15 protein-coding genes are annotated in these 18403 nt (G+C 60.2%); 13 read left to right on the top strand and 2 right to left on the bottom strand.

Going from position 1 to position 18403, the window contains the following annotated elements; translation table 11 throughout:
* Nucleotides 1–2 precede the first annotated feature (2 nt).
* Genes D6850_RS17070 through D6850_RS17095 form a run of 6 tightly spaced genes read left to right on the top strand, consistent with a single transcriptional unit; the run spans nucleotide 3 to nucleotide 6795 of the window.
* Nucleotides 3–479, top strand: coding sequence for a TRAP transporter small permease subunit (locus D6850_RS17070; protein WP_166434108.1), 477 nt, complete (start codon nucleotides 3–5; stop codon nucleotides 477–479).
* Entirely contained in the window at nucleotides 469–1776 is a 1308-nt protein-coding gene (locus tag D6850_RS17075) for a TRAP transporter large permease (RefSeq protein ID WP_121168822.1), read from the top strand. Before D6850_RS17070 ends, D6850_RS17075 begins: the two co-directional genes overlap by 11 nt.
* A gap of 46 nt (nucleotides 1777–1822) precedes the next feature.
* A complete protein-coding gene (locus D6850_RS17080; RefSeq protein ID WP_121168823.1) occupies nucleotides 1823–3853 on the top strand; it encodes a hydantoinase/oxoprolinase family protein in 2031 nt (676 codons plus the stop codon).
* The gene (locus D6850_RS17085; RefSeq protein WP_121168824.1) at nucleotides 3850–5472 is read left to right on the top strand and encodes a hydantoinase B/oxoprolinase family protein; all 1623 of its coding nucleotides are present in this window, start codon (nucleotides 3850–3852) and stop codon (nucleotides 5470–5472) included. Before D6850_RS17080 ends, D6850_RS17085 begins: the two co-directional genes overlap by 4 nt.
* Before the next feature lie 22 nt (nucleotides 5473–5494).
* Nucleotides 5495–5833 (top strand): GYD domain-containing protein, encoded by a 339-nt coding sequence (locus D6850_RS17090; protein ID WP_121168825.1) that lies wholly within the window; start codon nucleotides 5495–5497, stop codon nucleotides 5831–5833.
* The gene (locus D6850_RS17095) at nucleotides 5833–6795 is read left to right on the top strand and encodes a LysR family transcriptional regulator (protein WP_121168826.1); all 963 of its coding nucleotides are present in this window, start codon (nucleotides 5833–5835) and stop codon (nucleotides 6793–6795) included. Before D6850_RS17090 ends, D6850_RS17095 begins: the two co-directional genes overlap by 1 nt.
* A gap of 32 nt (nucleotides 6796–6827) precedes the next feature.
* Here D6850_RS17095 and D6850_RS17100 read toward each other — a convergent pair whose 3' ends face one another.
* A complete protein-coding gene (locus tag D6850_RS17100) occupies nucleotides 6828–7433 on the bottom strand; it encodes a cupin domain-containing protein (protein ID WP_166434109.1) in 606 nt (201 codons plus the stop codon).
* A 134-nt stretch (nucleotides 7434–7567) separates the two neighbouring features.
* Here D6850_RS17100 and D6850_RS17105 point away from each other — a divergent pair, with 134 nt between their 5' ends.
* The 7 genes from D6850_RS17105 to D6850_RS17135 all read left to right on the top strand — a co-directional run bounded on the left by D6850_RS17105 (nucleotide 7568) and on the right by D6850_RS17135 (nucleotide 16823).
* Complete coding sequence (locus D6850_RS17105; protein ID WP_121168828.1) at nucleotides 7568–8878, top strand: NAD(P)/FAD-dependent oxidoreductase; 1311 nt, start codon at nucleotides 7568–7570, stop codon at nucleotides 8876–8878.
* An 18-nt stretch (nucleotides 8879–8896) separates the two neighbouring features.
* Complete coding sequence (locus D6850_RS17110) at nucleotides 8897–10948, top strand: hydantoinase/oxoprolinase family protein (protein ID WP_121168829.1); 2052 nt, start codon at nucleotides 8897–8899, stop codon at nucleotides 10946–10948.
* On the top strand, nucleotides 10945–12624 hold the full coding sequence (locus tag D6850_RS17115; protein ID WP_121168830.1) for a hydantoinase B/oxoprolinase family protein: 1680 nt from the start codon (nucleotides 10945–10947) through the stop codon (nucleotides 12622–12624). The genes D6850_RS17110 and D6850_RS17115 overlap by 4 nt, the downstream gene beginning before the upstream one ends.
* A gap of 52 nt (nucleotides 12625–12676) precedes the next feature.
* Nucleotides 12677–13705, top strand: coding sequence for a TRAP transporter substrate-binding protein DctP (dctP, locus tag D6850_RS17120; RefSeq protein ID WP_121168831.1), 1029 nt, complete (start codon nucleotides 12677–12679; stop codon nucleotides 13703–13705).
* Nucleotides 13706–13797: 92 nt separating this feature from the next.
* Nucleotides 13798–14307 (top strand): TRAP transporter small permease, encoded by a 510-nt coding sequence (locus tag D6850_RS17125; protein WP_147438918.1) that lies wholly within the window; start codon nucleotides 13798–13800, stop codon nucleotides 14305–14307.
* On the top strand, nucleotides 14307–15596 hold the full coding sequence (locus tag D6850_RS17130; RefSeq protein ID WP_121168833.1) for a TRAP transporter large permease: 1290 nt from the start codon (nucleotides 14307–14309) through the stop codon (nucleotides 15594–15596). The genes D6850_RS17125 and D6850_RS17130 overlap by 1 nt, the downstream gene beginning before the upstream one ends.
* 51 nt (nucleotides 15597–15647) lie before the next feature.
* A complete protein-coding gene (locus D6850_RS17135; RefSeq protein ID WP_166434110.1) occupies nucleotides 15648–16823 on the top strand; it encodes an MFS transporter in 1176 nt (391 codons plus the stop codon).
* A gap of 199 nt (nucleotides 16824–17022) precedes the next feature.
* Here D6850_RS17135 and D6850_RS17140 read toward each other — a convergent pair whose 3' ends face one another.
* Nucleotides 17023–18372: a GntR family transcriptional regulator gene (locus D6850_RS17140; protein ID WP_121168835.1), complete on the bottom strand. Its 1350-nt coding sequence runs from the start codon at nucleotides 18370–18372 to the stop codon at nucleotides 17023–17025.
* Nucleotides 18373–18403: the final 31 nt, after the last annotated feature.

The raw sequence follows: 18403 nt of genomic DNA on the forward strand, positions 1-18403 counted from the left end.
TCATGGCAATCTCAGGTCTCGTCCTGCTCGGCATGATGCTTCTGGTCTCGGCGGATGTCGCTTCCGCCACCATATTGGGCCGGCCTATCCAGAACGTGATCGAGATCGTCGCATTCTACATGATGGTGGGGATCGTTTTCCTGCCGCTGGGCAGCACCGAGTTGCGCGACGATCACATCAAGACGGATATCCTCATGCAGAAACTGCCGAAGCGCGCCAACATGGCCTGTCAGGGGCTGGTTGGGCTTGTCGGGATTGCGATGCTCAGCGTTCTGACCTACGTGTCGTTCGACAAGGCCGTGCAGGCGACCCAGCGCGGTGAGATGATGATGGGCACGACGATGATCCAGATCTGGCCCAGCCGCTGGATCCTGTTTGCCGGCTTCCTGTTCTTTCTGATCTGCGTCTTGGTCGGAACGTTGCGTCTGATCCGCCAGGCAGCCACCGGCATTTCCGGAGGAGACGACGATGTCCGGTGAAATGATCGGCGTCATTTGCATGCTGATGGCGCTCGTGCTGATCCTCTTGCGGCTCAGCATAGGGCTGGCGCTAATCATCGTCTCCTTCCTGGGATTCATCTGGATTGCGAATCTCAAGGCCGCGATGAGCATGATCGCGTCAGTTCCCTTCGCTTTCGTAGGGGACTGGAATCTATCCGCGATCCCGATGTTCCTGTTGATGGGATACGTGGCCAGCGCAACCGGCCTCACGACAGGACTGTTCCGCGCGGCGCGGCTCTTGCTTTCGCGCCTGCCGGGCGGGCTTGCGGTGTCGAGCGTCGGCGCCAGCGGCCTTTTCGCCGCGGCGTCGGGATCCAGCATCGCCACCTCGGCCGCGATGGCCAAGATCGCCACGCCCGAAATGCTCAGGCACGGCTATCATCCCGGGTTGGCGACGGGCGTGATCGCCGCGGGCGGTACGCTGGGGTCGATGATCCCGCCCAGCATCTTGTTGCTTCTTTATGGATATTACGCCGAGGTTTCCATCGGACAGCTCTTCATTGCCGGCGTCATCCCGGGCATGCTGACGATGGTCTTCTATTCGGTGATGATCATCCTGCGCTGCAAGCTGAAGCCCGAACTCGCACCCCCGGTCCACGATCATCCCGACCTGCGCGAGATCCTCTCCGCGCTCAAGGATGTCTGGCCCTTGCCAGTTCTGATCGTGAGCGTGATGGTAGGCATCTTTGTCGGCATCTTCACGCCGACGCAGGCCGGTTCCATCGGCGCGCTCGTCGCCTGCCTCATCGCAATGGTGCGTGGAACACTGACGTTCAATGCATTGCGCAACGCGGTCGAGGAAACGCTGCACGGTACGGCGGGGATCTTCCTGATCCTCATCGGAACTACGATGCTCACCAACTTCCTGGCGTTGTCCGGACTGCCGACCACCATTTCGGCGGGTATCATAGAAGCCGGCGTCGGAACCTACACGCTGCTGATCGCCATCGCGATCGTTTATATCTTCCTTGGCATGTTCGTCGATTCCATCGGGCTGATGTTGCTGACGCTGCCGATCATCATGCCACTGGTGGACGCTTACGGCATCGATCTGGTCTGGCTGGGCATCATCATCGTGAAGTTGCTTGAAATCGGCCTCATGACGCCTCCGGTGGGGCTTAACGTCTATGTGATCAACAGCGCGGTGGGCAGCGCGGTGAGTCTGAATACGATCTTCCGCGGCGTTTCGTGGTTCATCGCGACCGATCTCATATGCCTTTCGTTCATCGTCGCGTTCCCTGCCCTCGCAACCTATCTGCCCCGCTTCGTCATGTAAGCGCGGTCATCTGACAACCTGAATCATCATCTAGGATATCCAACACATGACGGAAAAGAACACCCGTGTCGGAATCGAAGTCGGAGGCACGTTTACCGATATCGTCGCCATCACCAACGGGCGCATGCGCGTGGCGAAGGTGCCCAGCACGCCTGCCTCTCCGGATGTCGGAGCGATCAACGCGCTGTCCAAGCTCGGGATCGCCCCCGCTTCCGTCAGCGAACTGGTGCATGGCTCCACCGTCGCGACCAACGCGGTACTGGAGCGCAAGGGCGCACGGATCGCGATGCTGGTCACGAAAGGCACGCGCGACGTCCTGTCGCTGCAACGTCATGACCGCAAGTCGATCTACAAGCTGCAATACCGCAAGCCCGAACCGATTGTCGCGCGCGACAACATATTCGAGGTCAGCGGACGCATCGCCGCAGACGGCGAGATCGTCGAGCCAGTCGACGAGCAGAATGACCGGGACTTGATTGAGAAGATCGTCCGTTCCAGCGATTACGACGTCATCGTGATCTGTCTGCTGAACAGCTACGTGAACGTTGCTCATGAGATCTTGATCAAGGATATTGTCCGGACCATTGATCCATCCTTCGCGGTGATCTGCTCGCACGAGGTTTCGCGGGAGTTCAGGGAATACGAGCGCGCGTCGACGACGGCTCTCGCGGGATTCGTGCAACCTGTGATCAAGGGATATCTCAACCGTTTTGCCGCAAGCCTCGCAGAAGATGGTTTTGACGGGGCGCTGAGCGTCATGCAGTCGAATGGCGGTCGCATGCCGGCCGCAGCTGTCGGCGATCAGCCGATTACCGCGCTTCTGTCCGGCCCCGCAGCCGGGGTCGTCGGAGCGGTGAAGGCGGCTGAATCTATGGGTCTCCGAGACTTGATCACGCTGGACATGGGCGGCACCAGCACGGATGTCGCCATGATCCAGAATAGCCGGCCCGAACTGACGGCCGAACTGGAGATCGACGGACTGCCGATCAGGACGCCCGTTGTCGACATCGTCACGGTTGGCGCCGGCGGCGGTTCCATCGCCTGGATCGACGATGGCGCGATGCTTCGGGTCGGGCCACGGTCCGCCGGCGCGGTTCCGGGTCCCGCCAGCTATGGCCGCGGCGGGACAGAACCGACGGTCACAGACGCCAATCTGGTTCGCGGCAGCCTGCGCGCCGGCTCCTTGAGGGATCAGGGGATCGATGTGGACGAAGAAGCGGCGCTCGCGTCGTTCGCGCCTCTTTCCGACGCCTTGTCGCTGTCGAACGAAGATATGGCGGACGCGGTCATACGAGTTGCAGAATCGAATATTGTCCGCGCGATCCAGAAAATATCGACCGAACGCGGCAATGATCCGCGTCGCTTTACGCTCGTCGCATTCGGAGGGGCCGCCGCCGTTCACGCCGCGCGCGTCGCAGAGGAACTCAACATCCGCAATGTGCTGGTGCCGATGAATGCGGGCGTGGTGTCGGCCGCGGGTTTGCTGAGCTCGGATTACGTGCACTACACGGTCGCCACACAGCGTTACCGGCTTGCCGTGGAGAACCTCGCCACGATCCGCGGCGTCATCGACGGACTGAAGGAAAAGGCGCGCGATCATCTGGTCAACGAGGGGGTATCCGGCGCCCCGAACTTCGAGGTGTTCCTGGAAATGCGCTATGTCGGCCAAGCCTTCGAAATACCCGTGGCGCTCAACGATATTGACGATGCGCTCACCGTCGAAGCGATCGGGCGGGCCTTTGCGGCCGAGCATCACCGGATTTTCGAATTCTCCAAACCGGCGGATGCGCTGGCCGAAATCGTGTCCTTCCGCGTCGGTGCGCGCATCCCTGCGCAAGTCGTCCGTCCGATGATCGACAGGGGCGACGATCCCGGTCCGCCCGAGCAGGAGATCGAGCTACGGGAGAAGGGGCAGACACTCAAATGCAGGGTCGTGCGTTCCGATCACCTGGGAGCCGAGGCCGAGAGTGGTCCGCTGCTCATCGAGGATGGCACCACCACGATCCTGGTGCCGAGCAACTGGACTGCGCGGCGCGATGCTTCGCAACATGTCGTGCTTGAAGGGGGGGATCAATGACGCTTTCAGATGTGGACCATGCCATTCTCAACCGTGCGCTCATCGCGGCGAGCCATGAGATGGGCGCCAAGCTGATCCGCAGCGCGCATTCGCCCATCGTGCGCGAGGCGCAGGATTGCTCTGCGGCGCTGACGGATCCGCAGGGGCGCGTCGTGGCGCAAGCCGAACTGACGGCGATCCAGCTCGGCTCGATCTCGCACACGCTCGAAACCTGCCTTTCCCGGTTTCCGGCCGACACGCTGACGCCGGATGATTTCCTGATCAACAACGACCCCTTCAACGGCGGGCAGCATGTGCAGGATATCTTCCTGTTCACGCCGATCTTCCACGAGGGGCAGCTCATCGGGTTCAGCGCATCGGTCGTGCATCACATTGATGTCGGCGGCGGAGCACCTGGCCTTAACGCGGAGGCGCGCGACGTCTTCCAGGAAGGGCTGATCTTTCCGCCGACCAAATACAGCTTCAAGCGAGATTGGAACGGCGGACCGTTCGAAAGGATGATCGCGGCCAATGTCCGTCTTCCGGAGTCCACCATCGGCGATCTCAATGCACAGTTCGCCGCGAACCTGATTGGCGCGAAACGTCTGACCGCCCTCGCGGAACAGTATGGCGTCGACAAGCTCTTCGCAGCGATGGCCGGTGCGCTCGATTATTCGGAGCGCCGGATGCGCAACGCGATCGTCGATCTGCGGGATGGCGCATACACGGCCGAAGCCGAAATCGAAGGCGCGACCGCGGATATGCCGACCACGACGATCCGCACGCAGATCCGGATTTCTGGCGATCAGATGGAGATCACCTTCGATGGGACTGACGAACAGCTGAAAAACAATCTGAACTGTCCCTACGCATCGACGATCGCCGCCGCGATCGCCTGTGTAAAGTCCGTTCTGACCAGCGATGACGTGCCCTTCAATGACGGCATCGCCCGCGCCGTCAAGGTCAGTTCGCCGCTGGGTTCAGTCCTGAACCCGCGGCCGCCGGCGGCGGTGCGCGCCCGGCTGCTGGCGAGTCACCGGGTGTTCAACAGCATCATGATCGCCTTGTCGGAGGTCTGCCCCGATCAGGTCATCGCCGAGGGCTTCGACACGACGACACCGATCTGCCTGTCGCACCAAGGTGCGTCAGGATACAACATCTACCTGGAGATTCTCGGCGGCGGTTACGGCGCGGGGGCGCAGAATGACGGCGCGGATGGCGTCGACTGCCCGCTCTCGAACTGCGCCAATATCCCGATCGAGGCGCTCGAGATGGATTATCCCTTCATGCGGATCGAGAACTATTCACTCCGCCCCGGATCGGGCGGCAAAGGGCGCCTGCGTGGCGGGCACGGGTTCGAGCGTAGCTACCGGATGCTCGAGGACGGCGTCCTGTTCTCGACCTATACGGACCGCTTCAACATCCAGCCTCGCGGATTGGCCGGCGGTGAACCCGGCGCGACATGCTCTATCCATGTCGAGAGCGACGGCAAGGAAATCGCGCTGACGTCAAGGGCGAGCCGCAGCCTGAAGAAGGACGACCTTCTGGTGGTGCGGACCGGCGGCGGCGCGGGTTACGGCGATCCGACCGACCGTCCCGAACGACTGAAAGAAGCAGACCGGCGTCTCGGTCTGGCATGAAACCGGAAGAAGGATCCCCGTCATGAGTGTCAAAGTTCTCTACCTTGTGAAATATGAAAACGATCAGAAGGCAGCCATGCTCAAATCCGAAGCGATGCGCGAACGTGCGGCCATCCATCGCAAGGCCATCGCCGATTTCGGCGGCGTGCCGATCGCCCAGTACGCCACCTTCGGCGAGTATGACATGGTTTACATCTACGAAATGCCCGATAACGCACATCTGGCGGCCAACCTGCATCTGACCGATTCATATGGATTGGCGAAATACTCCAAGACGATCACATTGATGTCGAACGAGGAAATGACGGAGTCGATGGCTTTGGCGGCCGACACCAAGACAGAATATTCGCCAGCGACTTGATGACGATGACTTTTGGCGGCATCGTCCCTGACGCTTGGACCTCAATCCAGGCCAAAGGCGGAGATTGCCAGAACATGTCGCTGCGACCCACGATCCGTCATCTGGTGGTTTTGAAGACGGTCGTCGAGGAACGCAGCGTGACCAAGAGCGCCACGCTTCTGAATTCCTCGCAACCGGCTCTCAGCCGGACGATCAAGCAACTCGAGGAGATCGTTGGCCGGCAACTGTTCGACAGGACGACGCGATCCGTCAATCCGACCAGCGCCGGCCGCGAACTCTATGCGCGCAGCGTGCGCATCCTGAGCGAACTGGACGCGGCGGTGGCGTCGACGCGCGATGTAGCGGATGGCCGCTCCGGCGAACTCAGGGTCGGCTATATGGATTTCGCGGTCGTCGGGCAGTTGCCGGGCATTCTTCGCCGGTTCACCGAAAAGAATCCGCGCGTCCGGGTCGACGCACAGTGGCACATGACCCAGGACCAGGTCGAACTTCTGACCAAGGGACAGATCGATGTTGGCTTCATCAGCGGCGCGCCGAACATCGCGGATCTCGAGAAGCGCGAACTTTCTCGCGAACGGCTGGTGGGTGTATTGCCGGCGGACCACAGGCTTGCCGGAAGAAAGGCAATCGCGCTGGCTGAACTGAACGGCGAGAATTTTGTGACCGGAGATGAGAACTGGTTCCACTATACGGATTTGCTTGTCGAACTCTGCGTTCAACAGGGGTTCGTGCCGCGGATTTCGCAAACCTCCCGGACCCGTGACGGCATCCTAGGCTTCGTGCTGGCGGGGGCCGGCGTCACGATCTACCCCGAGTGCATCCTCAACGCCCCCCGCCCGGGCCTGCATTTCGTGCCGATCGAGGACATCGGACGCCCAGTGGTCATTTCCGTAATATGGAAAAAGAACAGTGCGAACCCGGCCCTGGCCTCGTTCCTGAGCGAGACCCGGACGGACAAATGATGCGGCGTCTTTCCTCGAACGGTGGATCTCAGTCAGTAGATCGGCGGCGTGTTTATCCACACGACCCGAGTGGTTTCATTCGCGGCATTGGCGAACCGGTGCCTTCTTCGGCTGCGAAAGGTAAAGCTGTCGCCGGGGTACAGCCTCGTGCGGCAGTCATCGACCCAGAGATCCAGCGCCCCCTCCAGGACGAGCCCGCCCTCTTCACCGTCATGCGAAAATACGTCATCGCCTGTCGAGCCGCCGGGCTCCAGCACAATCATCAAGAGCTCGAGATTACCGATAGGTTGCGGCGTCAGCAGCTCCTTCACGAGCCGTTTTTCACCGAAGTCCAGCGAACGACGCATGTCCTTGCGCACGACAAGGGTCGCCTCCTCGTCTATGGAGCTTGTCTTAGGAAGCTCCTGCGGATCGCCGTTCTGGCCGTGAAAAAGCGATCCCAGCGGAAGATCGAGGCCGCGACTAAGGGCATAGAGCGACTTCACCGATGGCGAAGAAAGCCCACGCTCGATCTTGCTGATCATGCTGACGGAAAGCCCGGTCAGACTCGCAACCTCCTGAAGGCTGAGCGCTTTCTGCGTCCGATACTGCCGCAAACTGCTCCCCAGTTGTTCATCAGGTTGATTTTCTTGCGTCATGTGCCGGCTCCACTGATCACATACGACAGCATGCGTTGATGGCATCGTCAAATCTATTATCATAATTTGATTGATAGTGCATTTTTTTCCTCTAAGATTTGAATACGGTGCAAATCGCTGATACGACAAAGTTGATGAACAAGCTATCACAAATCGATAAGGATCCTCGTTCGTTCTGGCGCAAAACCGCCAAACGCCGCGATCCTTTCCCGACCCTCGGGCAGGATGTCGAGACGACCGTCCTCATCGTAGGTGGTGGGTTCACTGGGCTTTCCACTGCGCGCGATCTGCTGAAACGCGATGTTGACTGCATAGTTATGGAAGCACGTGACATCGGGTGGGGCGCCAGCGGACGCACGGGTGGATTTGCCGTTCCGCGGTTCAAGATGAATTATTCGGACCTGGCGCGCGATTTCGGCGAAAAGACGGCTCTCGACCTCTTTGGGAAGGCGATCGAAGCCGTGGACAGCATTGCCGAGACGGTGGCCGAATTCGACATAGATTGCGGGTTTCAAAGGGACGGTCATCTGACCCCGGCCCACACCATTAAGGCGCTGCGCGGGCTAAAGGAAGACCAGGCCTGGCTAAGGGACGTGGCGGGGGACACAGCCGTGAGGGTGCTCGATGCGGAAGAAACCGCCGATGCGCTCGGAAGTCCCGTGTATCGCGGCGCCTATCTGGATCCGCGCGCCGCGTGCCTGCACCCGAAGGATTACACCCACGGTCTGGCGGCGGCGCTTGCGAGCCGCGGCGTACGGATCTTTGTGGATTCGCCCGTCAAGACACTGGTCCGCGACGATGGGCGATGGCTGGCGCAGACACCGGAAGGCGCCGTGCGCGCGCGGCATGTCGTCCTGGCAAGCAATGCCTATACCACGCCGCTTGTCGAAGGGAGCACCCTGCATCGCCGGATCATTCCGGTCAGTTCTTCCGTCATCACGACCCGACCGCTGAATGATACGGAAAGAAAGATGACGCTGCCTATCGGCCTGCCAGTTACCGATGCGCGGCGTCTTGTTCGTTACTTCCGGATGCTGCCGACCGGCCAACTCTTGTTCGGAGGCCGCGGCGATATCACCGGACGTCGCAAGGATGAGGCGGCTTACCGACCGCTCGAGCAACAGCTTGCAGAGACCTTCCCGCATCTTGCGGGGATCGAAATTCACGAAAGATGGTCCGGAAAGGTCGCCGTGACGCTCGATTCATTCCCGCATATCGGGAGGTTGGATGAAGACGTCCACTATGCGCTTGGCTATGGCGGACGGGGTGTTGCGCTGAGCAGCATCATGGGCCGTCGCCTGGCTGAACGCATCGCAGGCGACAGAACGGATATGGGTCCGATGGAGGATGCCGGTTTCGGATCGGTTCCTTTCCACGCATTGCGGCGGACAGGCATGCAGATGATGGCGCGCTACTACCAGTTGCGCGACTCGTTTGAACAATAGGAAAATCAGTGAGGAACCATGGTTGAAATTGGAGTGGATATCGGGGGCACGTTCACGGACGTAGTCTGCCGTGCGCCGGGCGAGGCGCTGCGCGTGATGAAAGTGCCGACAACGCGCGATGATCCCAGCAAGGCCGTGCTTGAGGCTGCGCAAAAATTGAGCGAGGAGTGGGGCGTCGCAGCAGCGGACGTGAGCCGTTTCGTGCATGGCACCACGGTCGCCACCAACGCGGTACTGGAACGAAAGGGCCCGAAAACGGGTCTACTTACCACAGCTGGCTTCAAGGATATCCTCGAGATCGGTCGCCAGATCCGACATACGCTCTATGCTGCGATCCTCGAGCCGGAAGAGCCCGGATATCTCGCCCCCGGCGCACTGCGCCGTGAGATCGCCGAGCGCGTAGCAGAGGACGGCTCGGTCATCGAACCGCTCGACGACCAGAGCGTGCGCGACGCCGCCGCAAAGCTGGTGGCCGACGGTGTCGAGACCATCGCGATCTGTTATCTCTTCTCATTCGTCAACCCTGACCACGAACAGCGCACCGCCGAGATCATTCGCGAAGAGTATCCCGATCTGGCCTTGTCCCTTTCCTGCGAAGTCGATCCGGCGTTCCGCGAGTACGAGCGCACCGTGGTCACCGCGTTCGACGCCTATATCAAACCGGTCATCGACCGCTATCTAAACAATCTGGAGGCCGGCCTCGCCGAAATCGGCGTGCCCGCTCCCTTGCAGATCATGCAGTCCCGGGGCGGTATCGCGTCCAGCAAGGTAGCCCGCCAGCGGCCGGTGCGGTTGTTCCTGTCCGGGCCCGCCGCCGGCGTGATCGGCGCGCAGATGGTCGGCGAGTCTGCCGATATGTCGGATATCATCAGCGTGGATATCGGCGGCACAAGCTCGGATATCGCCCTGATACGAGCAGGTGAACCGCTGATCCGGCCGGAGGGGCAGGTAGCGGGATATGATATCCGGGTGCCAATGGTCGATGTGAACGCCATCGGCTCCGGAGGCGGTTCGATCGCGTGGATCGACTCGGCTGGAGGGCTGCGGGTCGGGCCTCACTCGGCAGGCTCCGAGCCAGGGCCGGCCTGCTATGGTCGCGGAGGCGAGGAGGCTACTGTCACTGATGCATCGATCGTGCTCGGATATCTCGATCCGGATTACTTCGCAGGTGGAACCCTGCGGCTGAATCCGGATCTGTCTTTCAAGGTGATCGAGGAGAAGGTAGCCAAGCCCCTGGGGCTCACGGTCGAACAGGCCGCGCTTGGCATCCATCAAGTGGTGAACACCCAGATGACGGAAGGCATTCGGCTGGTCTCTATCCGGCAGGGTTACGATCCGCGCGAATTCGCGCTGCTGCCGCTGGGCGGAGCAGGTGGCATTCACGCCGCCGCACTTGCGACGGAACTTGGCATCAGCCGGATAGTTGTAGCGCGCCATCCCGGCGTCCTGTCTGCAACCGGCCTTCTATCCGCGCCGATCGAGCACGAAACCTCGGCCGCATTCGCGCAGCCCATCGCGGAATTGTCGCTGCCAGACACGCGCGCGACCCTGAAGGAGCTCGATGAACGTTGCAGCGAGTTGATGAAAAACGAGAATGTGCGCGCCGAAGATGTCGAGATCCGCTATTTCGCCGACGTCTGCTATGTCGGGCAGTCGCATTATCTCGAGATTCCGCTCACTCTCGACGGTGACGTTGCCGGCAAGCTCTATGACGGGTTCCGTGAAGCGCATAACAGGATTTTCGGTCACGCGGCCAAAAGCCCGGCGCAAATCGTCAACCTTCGCGCGATCCACCGTGCCGGGGGTGAACGGGTGCTCGATGACATCTCGGCCGACCGAGTTGGCGCGCCCTCTCAGAAAGGTACCCGGGATATCATCGTTCAGGGGCACGAGGGGCGTCTGAAGGCTGCGATACACGATCGCGAACTCATCGCGCCCGACACGAGAATCGACGGCCCCGCCATTCTTGAGCAATCCGACACCACGACCGTCGTACCGCCGGGATGGAACGTCCGGGCGCTCAAGGATGGTAATCTGCTTATGGTTTTTGAAGGGGGAGACACGGAATGAGCTCGCAACGAGACATCGATCCGATCACGCTGGAGGTGGTCCGCAACAAGTTGGAGGGTATCGCCAACGAGATGCAGTCCACGTTGCTGCGCTCGTCGTTCTCGCCAATCGTGCGAGAGGGGCTGGACGCCTCGGCCAGTCTCTTCACGCTCGAAGGTGAATCTCTGGCGCAAGCAATCGCCATTCCCATTCACCTTGCGACGATGATCCCGGTGGTCAAGCGGATCGCGTCCGAATTTCCGCCCTCCGAAATGCGCGAGGGCGACATCTACCTGATGAATGACCCCTACCTCGGCGGCACGCACTTGCCAGATATCGCGCTGGTGATGCCGATCTTCTCAGACGGGCAGCCGATCGCATTCGCGGCGACGATGACCCACCATCAGGACGTTGGTGGAATGTCCCCCGGGTCGATCCCCACGAACGCAACCGAGATCTATCAAGAGGGCCTGCGTCTGCCGCCGCTCAAATTCCGCGACGGCGCCGAGGACTTCGACGAGACGGTGATCAAGATCCTTCGGCTGAACAGTCGAATCCCAGATACCTTTATGGGAGACATCAACGCACAGGTCTCCGCCTGTACGGTGGGCGCCCGCCGCGTGGGGACGTTGGCCGGCGGGCATGGAGCCAACATGATGCTGGCCCTGTTCGCCGAGCTTCTGGATCGTTCCGAGAAAATGACGAGAGACGCGCTGTTGAAGCTGCCGCAAGGCACCTATTCCTACGTCGATTTCAACGACAATGACGGCATCGAACTGGACAAGCGGATTCGCATCGAGGTTACCGTCACCCTGGAAGACGGACGCTTTAAATGCGACTTCACCGGAACCAACAAACAGGTGCGAGGGCCGTTCAACGTCGTTCCCTCGGGCAGCCAGGCGGCGGCCTACTTTGCATTGCGTACGATCACCGGCAAGGACATCCCGACCAATGGCGGCTGCTTCCGCGCGGTCGATCTGGTTCTTCCCGAGGGGAGCATCCTTAACCCGGTAGAACCGGCTCCGGTCAATTCCCGTACCGCGACGATCAAGCGCGCCACAGGAGCCATTCTTGGGTCAATGCGCGAGATCCTACCCGACGTCGTGGGCGCCGATGCGGCGGGCGAGATGCTGGCTCTGATGTTCGGCGGAACAGGAACCGACGGCAAACGCTACGTCGTCGGCGAACTGCTCGCCGGAGGCAGCGGCGCCGGACCCGCATCCGATGGGGTCGACGTGGTGGAAACCGATGCCACCAACTGCATGAACATGCCGGTCGAAGCCTTCGAACGTGATGCGCCGATCCGGCTCACCAAAACCGCCCTGAGGTGCGATTCAGGCGGAGCGGGACGTCAGCGTGGCGGTCTGGGCATCGACCGCGAATATGTGATCCTCGAGGGTGAGGTTGTCTTTACCCATCGGGGGGAACGCCACTTCTGCGCGCCCTCGGGTGCATTCGGCGGGGAAGAGGGCATGACCGCCCGCACCGTCATCACCCGCGCGGACGGCACCGAAGAGATTGTCCAATCCAAACTGGTGACGCGTCTTTTCCCGGGCGATCGGGTGCTGATCCAGACTGCCGGCGGTGGCGGCTTCGGACCCCCTTCCGAACGCTGCCGAGACCAGGTCAGGACGGATGTGGCAAACGGCAAGGTCAGCGCAGAGAAGGCGAGAGAGCTCTACGGGCTTTCGACGTAGAGCCTGTCAATGAGGCGAAACGAGCTTAAACACCAACGGAGGAGATAACGTAATGCTAAGAAAGATAACGCTAAAGGCCGCCATCGCAGCGGTAGCGGTGGCTGGTGCGGGACTTCTTGTCCCCGCCCCGGCGAAGGCCGCTGACACCACGTGGAAGATGCACATGGTCTGGGTTCCGGCCCGGCCCGAGGCGAAGGCCTATCAGAAATTCGCCGATAACGTATCGGAAAGCGCCGGAGACGCGCTCGACATCCAGTTGTTCAACAGTGGCAGCCTAGGCGTAAAGGATGCCGACATGCTGCGCATTCTGCCGCGCGGCAACATTATCCAGGCGGCGGGCCTCTACCCGGGCTACCTGACGCGCGACAAGCCGCAATATGCATACACATTGCCGGCTGGCGTCGTATCCTCGCCGGAAAAGCTGAAGACGATCCTTCCCGATCTGCGGAGCATCTACGAAGGAACCTACGACGAAGCCGGAATCAAGCTGCTAGGGTTCGTAGGGCACGCTGTCCGCGATACGCACATCATGTGCAAGGAGCCGGTGAACACGCTGGAAGAACTGCGCAGCAAGAAGCTTCGCGTTTGGGAGCAGTTCCACGTAGACGTTTTCGAAAAGCTGGGCGTCTCAGCGCAGATTATCGGACAGAATGACCTATATGTCGCCATGCAGACCGGGGTTGTCGACTGTGCCGTCTATCCCATCGGTCTTGCAGTGACGGTATCGCTGCAAGAGGTTGCACCCTACGCCAGCTATCTCTTCCCCTACGTGCTGCATCCTCTCAACCTGATCGTGTCGCAATCCGCGTTCGACGAACTGTCGCCGGAAGTGCAACAAGTCGTCATGGATACGGCCGCAGAGGTTGAGGAGGAGTCGTTCGAATCCTACCTGAGCGGCGTCAATGACACCAAGGCGCTTGAACAGTTCGAAAAGGATGGTGGAACGCTTCTCGACCCGTTCCCGGAAGAGGACAGGCAGGCATTTGTCGATGCCGCGCGGGAAACATGGAAAGCGATCTCGAACGAAAATGGCGAAGCCGCTCAGGCGAACTACGAAACACTGAGCAAGGCCATCGAATAGATCATTCATAAAAGGCGGGCCGCGTCTGACGCGGCCCGTTTTCGATTCGCACTCCGCTCCGGATACCGAACCGCTTCAAGGAGGCCGTCATCTTGCAAGGAATTTTGCGTTGGGCCGACACGATCGCCAACCTGCTCGCGCAGGTCGCCGCGGGCCTGGCCGTGGCCATGTCAGGCTTCGTCGCCCTCTCTGCAATCATGCGGTATCTCTTCGGCGCTCCGTTCTCGTTCACCGAGGAACTGGTCGGCCTGCTATTCACCGCGATGATCTTTGCCGGCATTCCCGCGTGCACGTTGCGGCGTTCCCATATCAGCGTCACCATCATTCCGGACCTTCTGCCCAAATGGGCGCAACGCCAGTTGGACCGGCTCGCACATGCGGTGATCCTGTTTTTCTGTATATGGTTCGGAAAGCTGACCTGGGATTACATGCAGTTGACCATCTCGCTCAACGCGCGCAGCTCGGGCGTCCAGCTCATTCTCTGGCCCTGGACCGCCGCCCTGCCGCTATCGTGCTTCATGGCCGGTCTCGCGGCCCTGATCCGCATCGCCATCCCCTATGACCTGAGCAAGGCCGACGCCGTTCATCGAGGTTCGCAATAATGGTGTGGGCGATCATCGCAGGCGGCTTCTTTCTGACCGCTCTCATCGGCGTGCCTATCGGCATCGGATTGGCGCTGATTGGGATGACCATCCTGCATGTGGTCGTGGGCGACGCAACCGATCTGGCAATCAACGCCGTCTGGAACGTGTTCAACGAATTCACACTCAGCGCGGTCCCGCTTTTTATCTTCATGGGTGAGATCCTGTTGGTCAGCGGCGTCAGCGGGCGGATGTATTCGGCGATCGCCCCGCTTTTCATGAAGGTTCCGGGAAAACTTCTTCACACCAACATCGCGGTCAGCGCGGTGTTTGGCGCCGTATCGGGGACAAGCACATCCACCGCTGCCGCCATCGGGTCGGTCGCCTATCCCGAGCTGGAAAAGCGCGGTTATGAACCCGCCACCGTCGTCGGAACGCTCGCCGCCGGAGGAACACTTGGCCTGCTGATTCCGCCGAGCCTCGCGCTCCTGATCTTCGGCGCCACGCAGCAGGTGTCCATCGGACAGCTCTTTCTTGCCGGGTTACTGCCGGGAATCATGCTCGCGCTGATGATGATGGCCTATGTCTGGCTGGTCATCAGTCGTCGCGAGGGCGTCGTGCCCGAGGACGCCAAATGGATCGGATGGTGGCGGTCGTTTCTGACGCTGCTGCCGATCTGGCCCGTCGGATTTCTCATCTTCTCGGTGCTGGGCACAATCTATATGGGGCTCGCCACCCCGACCGAGGCGGCTGGCCTTGGCGTGCTCGCGTCTGTCATTCTCGGTTTCCTTTGGGGCGACCTGACCTTTCGGTCACTCTGGAAGGCGTTCAACGATTCAGTTCAGGTCTTCGTGACCATCGGAGTTGTCATCCTCGGGGCCCTGATCCTGGCGCAGGCCATCTCGATTCTCGGCCTGCCGCTGCAAGTGCTGACCTGGATCGAATCGATGAACATGGGACCGATCGCGGTTCTGGCCGCCGTGAGCGTGTTTTATCTCGTTCTGGGGTGCTTCTTCGACGGTATTTCACTGATGCTGATGACCCTGCCTATCGTGTTTCCGGTCATGACCGGAGTCGGCTTCGATCCGGTCTGGTTGGGTGTCGTGGTGACGATTCTGATCGAGGTCGGTATGTTGACCCCTCCGGTCGGAATGAACCTTTATATCCTCTCGGGAATTACCGGAAATCGGGTCACGCTGATGCAGGCGGCGCATGCTTCGTTCCCCTATTGGTTGTTGCTGCTTCTCGGTGTGGTGATCCTGACGATCTTTCCGGCAATCGCGCTCTTCCTGCCAAACCTCGTGTATTGACCAATGCCCCGGGCGGACCAAACAGCACCGCATGGGGTGCGGCTGCCAGTAGTGTTGGTCCTGTTCGGCGTCGCCTACTTCCTCTCGCTCTTCTTCCGCACGGTCAATGCAATCCTCTCGGAGAGGCTCGAGGCAGATCTCGGGTTGGACACTGCATCGCTGGGATTGCTCACTGCGGCGTACTTCTTTGGTGTGGGTCTGGCGCAAATCCCCATCGGCATCTGTCTGGATGCTTACGGGCCGCGCCGCGTACAAGGCGTGACCCTGTGCATTGCCGCGGTGGGCATCGCCATATTCGGGCTGACGGATTCGGTTCCGCTCCTGGTCCTTGCGCGAACGTTGATCGGAATCGGGCTGGCCGGATGCCTGATGTCGGCCTTTCAGGTTTCCATGCTCTGGCTATCGGCGGACAAGGTTCCGATGGCGAACGGTCTCTACCTCGCGGCCGGAGGCCTGGGCGCGCTCGCCGCGACAGCGCCGGTGAATTTCGCGCTTGAGTTCCTGACCTGGCAACAGATGTTTCTGCTGATCGCTGTGGTGACGTTGGCTCTTGCTGGCGGGATTGCGGCAGTCACGCCCGACCCCGCTTCAACTAGCAAGCTGTCCTGGCGCACCCGGCTGCGCACCCTCTCGATGGTCGCGCGTAATCGACGTCTGTGGCGGTATCTTCCGCTAACGGCGCTTTGTTTCGGGACCGGATCGGCGATGCAGGGGCTTTGGGCTGCCGACTGGATGCGAGCCGTCGCCGGTCATGATGCGAACGCCATAGGGTGGACCTTGGCAATGATGGCGCTATCCCTGACTGTCGGCTCCGCGGTCGGCGGGGTCCTCAGTCTCGTACTGGAGCGTCGGGGATTCAAGCTGGAGCATGTCATACTGGGAAGTGCGTGCCTTTTCATCCTGGCGGAAATCGGGTTGGCGATCTTGCCTCCGGATCGGTCGTTCTTGCCGTGGTTGTTGTTTGCCTTGACCTACAACGTGGTGACGCTGTCTTACGCGCATGTCGCGCGGGCACAGCCGACCGAGGGCGTCGGTAGTTCGAACGCGCTCATGAACAGCATGGTCATCCTCGTGACCTTCACCATCCAATTCGGTCTCGGGGTCTTTCTCGCTTGGGCCGGCGAAGCGGATCCGGCTGCGTCTTATCTGCTGGCGTTTGGAGGTCTGATTGGATTGCAGGCCATTGCCCTGGTATGGTGCTGCTACCCGACGGCGCGCCAAAGCTGATCCAGACACAGGTCGCATCCGATCCGACCAGAGGGTGCATGATATCGGAACGCTCTCGCTCATCTGCATCTCCCAGATTTCGGGGGGATTGCCGCATCTCCTATCAATGACGTCACGCTCTTCGCATTCGACAGCGGATTTTCCCGGACCTAGTCGCGCTGGAGCATTTTGATAGATCCTCGCGCTTCCGACTTTGGCTTCAGTCAACGTCGGCTCGAACCACGTAGACGATCTCGGAAAGCAGCTGTTCGACCTTCAGGCGGGCTTCATGTTCCTTTCCGGTTGCTACGGCGTCCAGAACCTCTGAGAAAACGATCAAGATATCCGCAGAAATGCCTACCTGTGCATGGTTCAGATACCCGCGCAGCAAACTGTGCAGCGGAACTATCGCATCCTGCAGATACATTTGATCTGCGACCCTCACCAGTAGCTTTTCCAGCCTGCGATCCAATAGTATCGCGACGTCCGAGCGGCAAATGTCGCGTGGCGACTTCAACAGCGCACTTGTTCGCAGCAAATAACGACGAAAGGCGGGCGAAGCATTCCGGCAGACCAGCAGCGCCAACATCCGTTCCAGTGGCCTCAGGGCCTCTATCAGTCCGGAGAAATCCAGCCTCTCAAAATTGACAACGCAGACACCTCGCCGCGGAAGAATCGTGATGAGTGATCGAGCCGCCAGATGCTGAAGGGCCTCTCGCACCGGCGTTCTACCCAATCCGAGGTCTTCGCAAAGCCGTCCTTCGCTGAGTTTCTCAGTGCCGCGGTAGCGACCGGCAATGATCCGGTCCTCGATCTGGTTATACGCAATAGATGACAGTCGTTGGACATCGTTGGCATTGACTTTGGGATCCGGAGAAAGGCTGTTGTTTGCGCGCGCGGCACTTCGTTCCCGGCTCTGAATTCCGAATCGGATCAGCGCGTTGATGATTTTGTCATTCGTGGATAATGCCGCATCTGTGTCCCCATGCGCGCAATGCTTCATTATCTCTGAGATCGATGTGGCGAGCTTTCTGACGGGCGTCCGAGCCTCTGTGAAATAAACGCGCCGACTAATCGCGTGAAACGGCCGAACAGCCATTGTAAGAAACGGATTGTCGGATATTTCGATCTGGATCTGTTTGAACTGCCGGTCTGTTTCCAGCGCGAGATTGATATCGGCGGTGTCAGCCGCCTGCGCCATGCGTTCAGACAGGCGCAAAAGGAGACGTCGTTGCCATCTGCAGGCCTTTCGCGAGATAATCTCGAAAAGAACCCGCTCAATCTCCCGGCGTATTTCCAAACCCTCGAGAAACTGGTCAATATCTACCGCATTGACCCGGATTCCCTGTCTCGGGATCGGTGTGACCATGCGTTCTCGGACCAACCTTTGCAAGGCTTCTCGCACGGGTGTGCGCCCGATACCCAGAGTCTTGCTGAGCGTGACTTCGGAGATCATGCTTCCTTGAGGAATTTCTCCGCGGATTATCAATACCTCTATGGTATTGTAGGCTTCATCAGCCATTGATCGCACGACCAGAGCGCTACCGGTCCTCATGTCGCGCTCGGACATAGCTTCCTCTTTTTCCAGCAGTTAGCTCCGA

The organism is Roseovarius spongiae, from assembly GCF_003651245.1.
In the GTDB taxonomy this organism is placed as follows: domain Bacteria; phylum Pseudomonadota; class Alphaproteobacteria; order Rhodobacterales; family Rhodobacteraceae; genus Roseovarius; species Roseovarius spongiae.

Coding starts and splice junctions, on each gene's coding strand:
- D6850_RS17130 (WP_121168833.1), top strand. CDS start 14,307: ATGGTGTGGGCGATCATCGCAGGCGGCTTCTTTCTGACCGCTCTCATC.
- D6850_RS17100 (WP_166434109.1), bottom strand. CDS start 7,433: ATGACGCAAGAAAATCAACCTGATGAACAACTGGGGAGCAGTTTGCGG.
- D6850_RS17080 (WP_121168823.1), top strand. CDS start 1,823: ATGACGGAAAAGAACACCCGTGTCGGAATCGAAGTCGGAGGCACGTTT.
- D6850_RS17110 (WP_121168829.1), top strand. CDS start 8,897: ATGGTTGAAATTGGAGTGGATATCGGGGGCACGTTCACGGACGTAGTC.
- D6850_RS17085 (WP_121168824.1), top strand. CDS start 3,850: ATGACGCTTTCAGATGTGGACCATGCCATTCTCAACCGTGCGCTCATC.
- dctP (WP_121168831.1), top strand. CDS start 12,677: ATGCTAAGAAAGATAACGCTAAAGGCCGCCATCGCAGCGGTAGCGGTG.
- D6850_RS17115 (WP_121168830.1), top strand. CDS start 10,945: ATGAGCTCGCAACGAGACATCGATCCGATCACGCTGGAGGTGGTCCGC.
- D6850_RS17140 (WP_121168835.1), bottom strand. CDS start 18,372: ATGTCCGAGCGCGACATGAGGACCGGTAGCGCTCTGGTCGTGCGATCA.
- D6850_RS17070 (WP_166434108.1), top strand. CDS start 3: ATGGCAATCTCAGGTCTCGTCCTGCTCGGCATGATGCTTCTGGTCTCG.
- D6850_RS17095 (WP_121168826.1), top strand. CDS start 5,833: ATGACGATGACTTTTGGCGGCATCGTCCCTGACGCTTGGACCTCAATC.
- D6850_RS17105 (WP_121168828.1), top strand. CDS start 7,568: ATGAACAAGCTATCACAAATCGATAAGGATCCTCGTTCGTTCTGGCGC.
- D6850_RS17090 (WP_121168825.1), top strand. CDS start 5,495: ATGAGTGTCAAAGTTCTCTACCTTGTGAAATATGAAAACGATCAGAAG.
- D6850_RS17075 (WP_121168822.1), top strand. CDS start 469: ATGTCCGGTGAAATGATCGGCGTCATTTGCATGCTGATGGCGCTCGTG.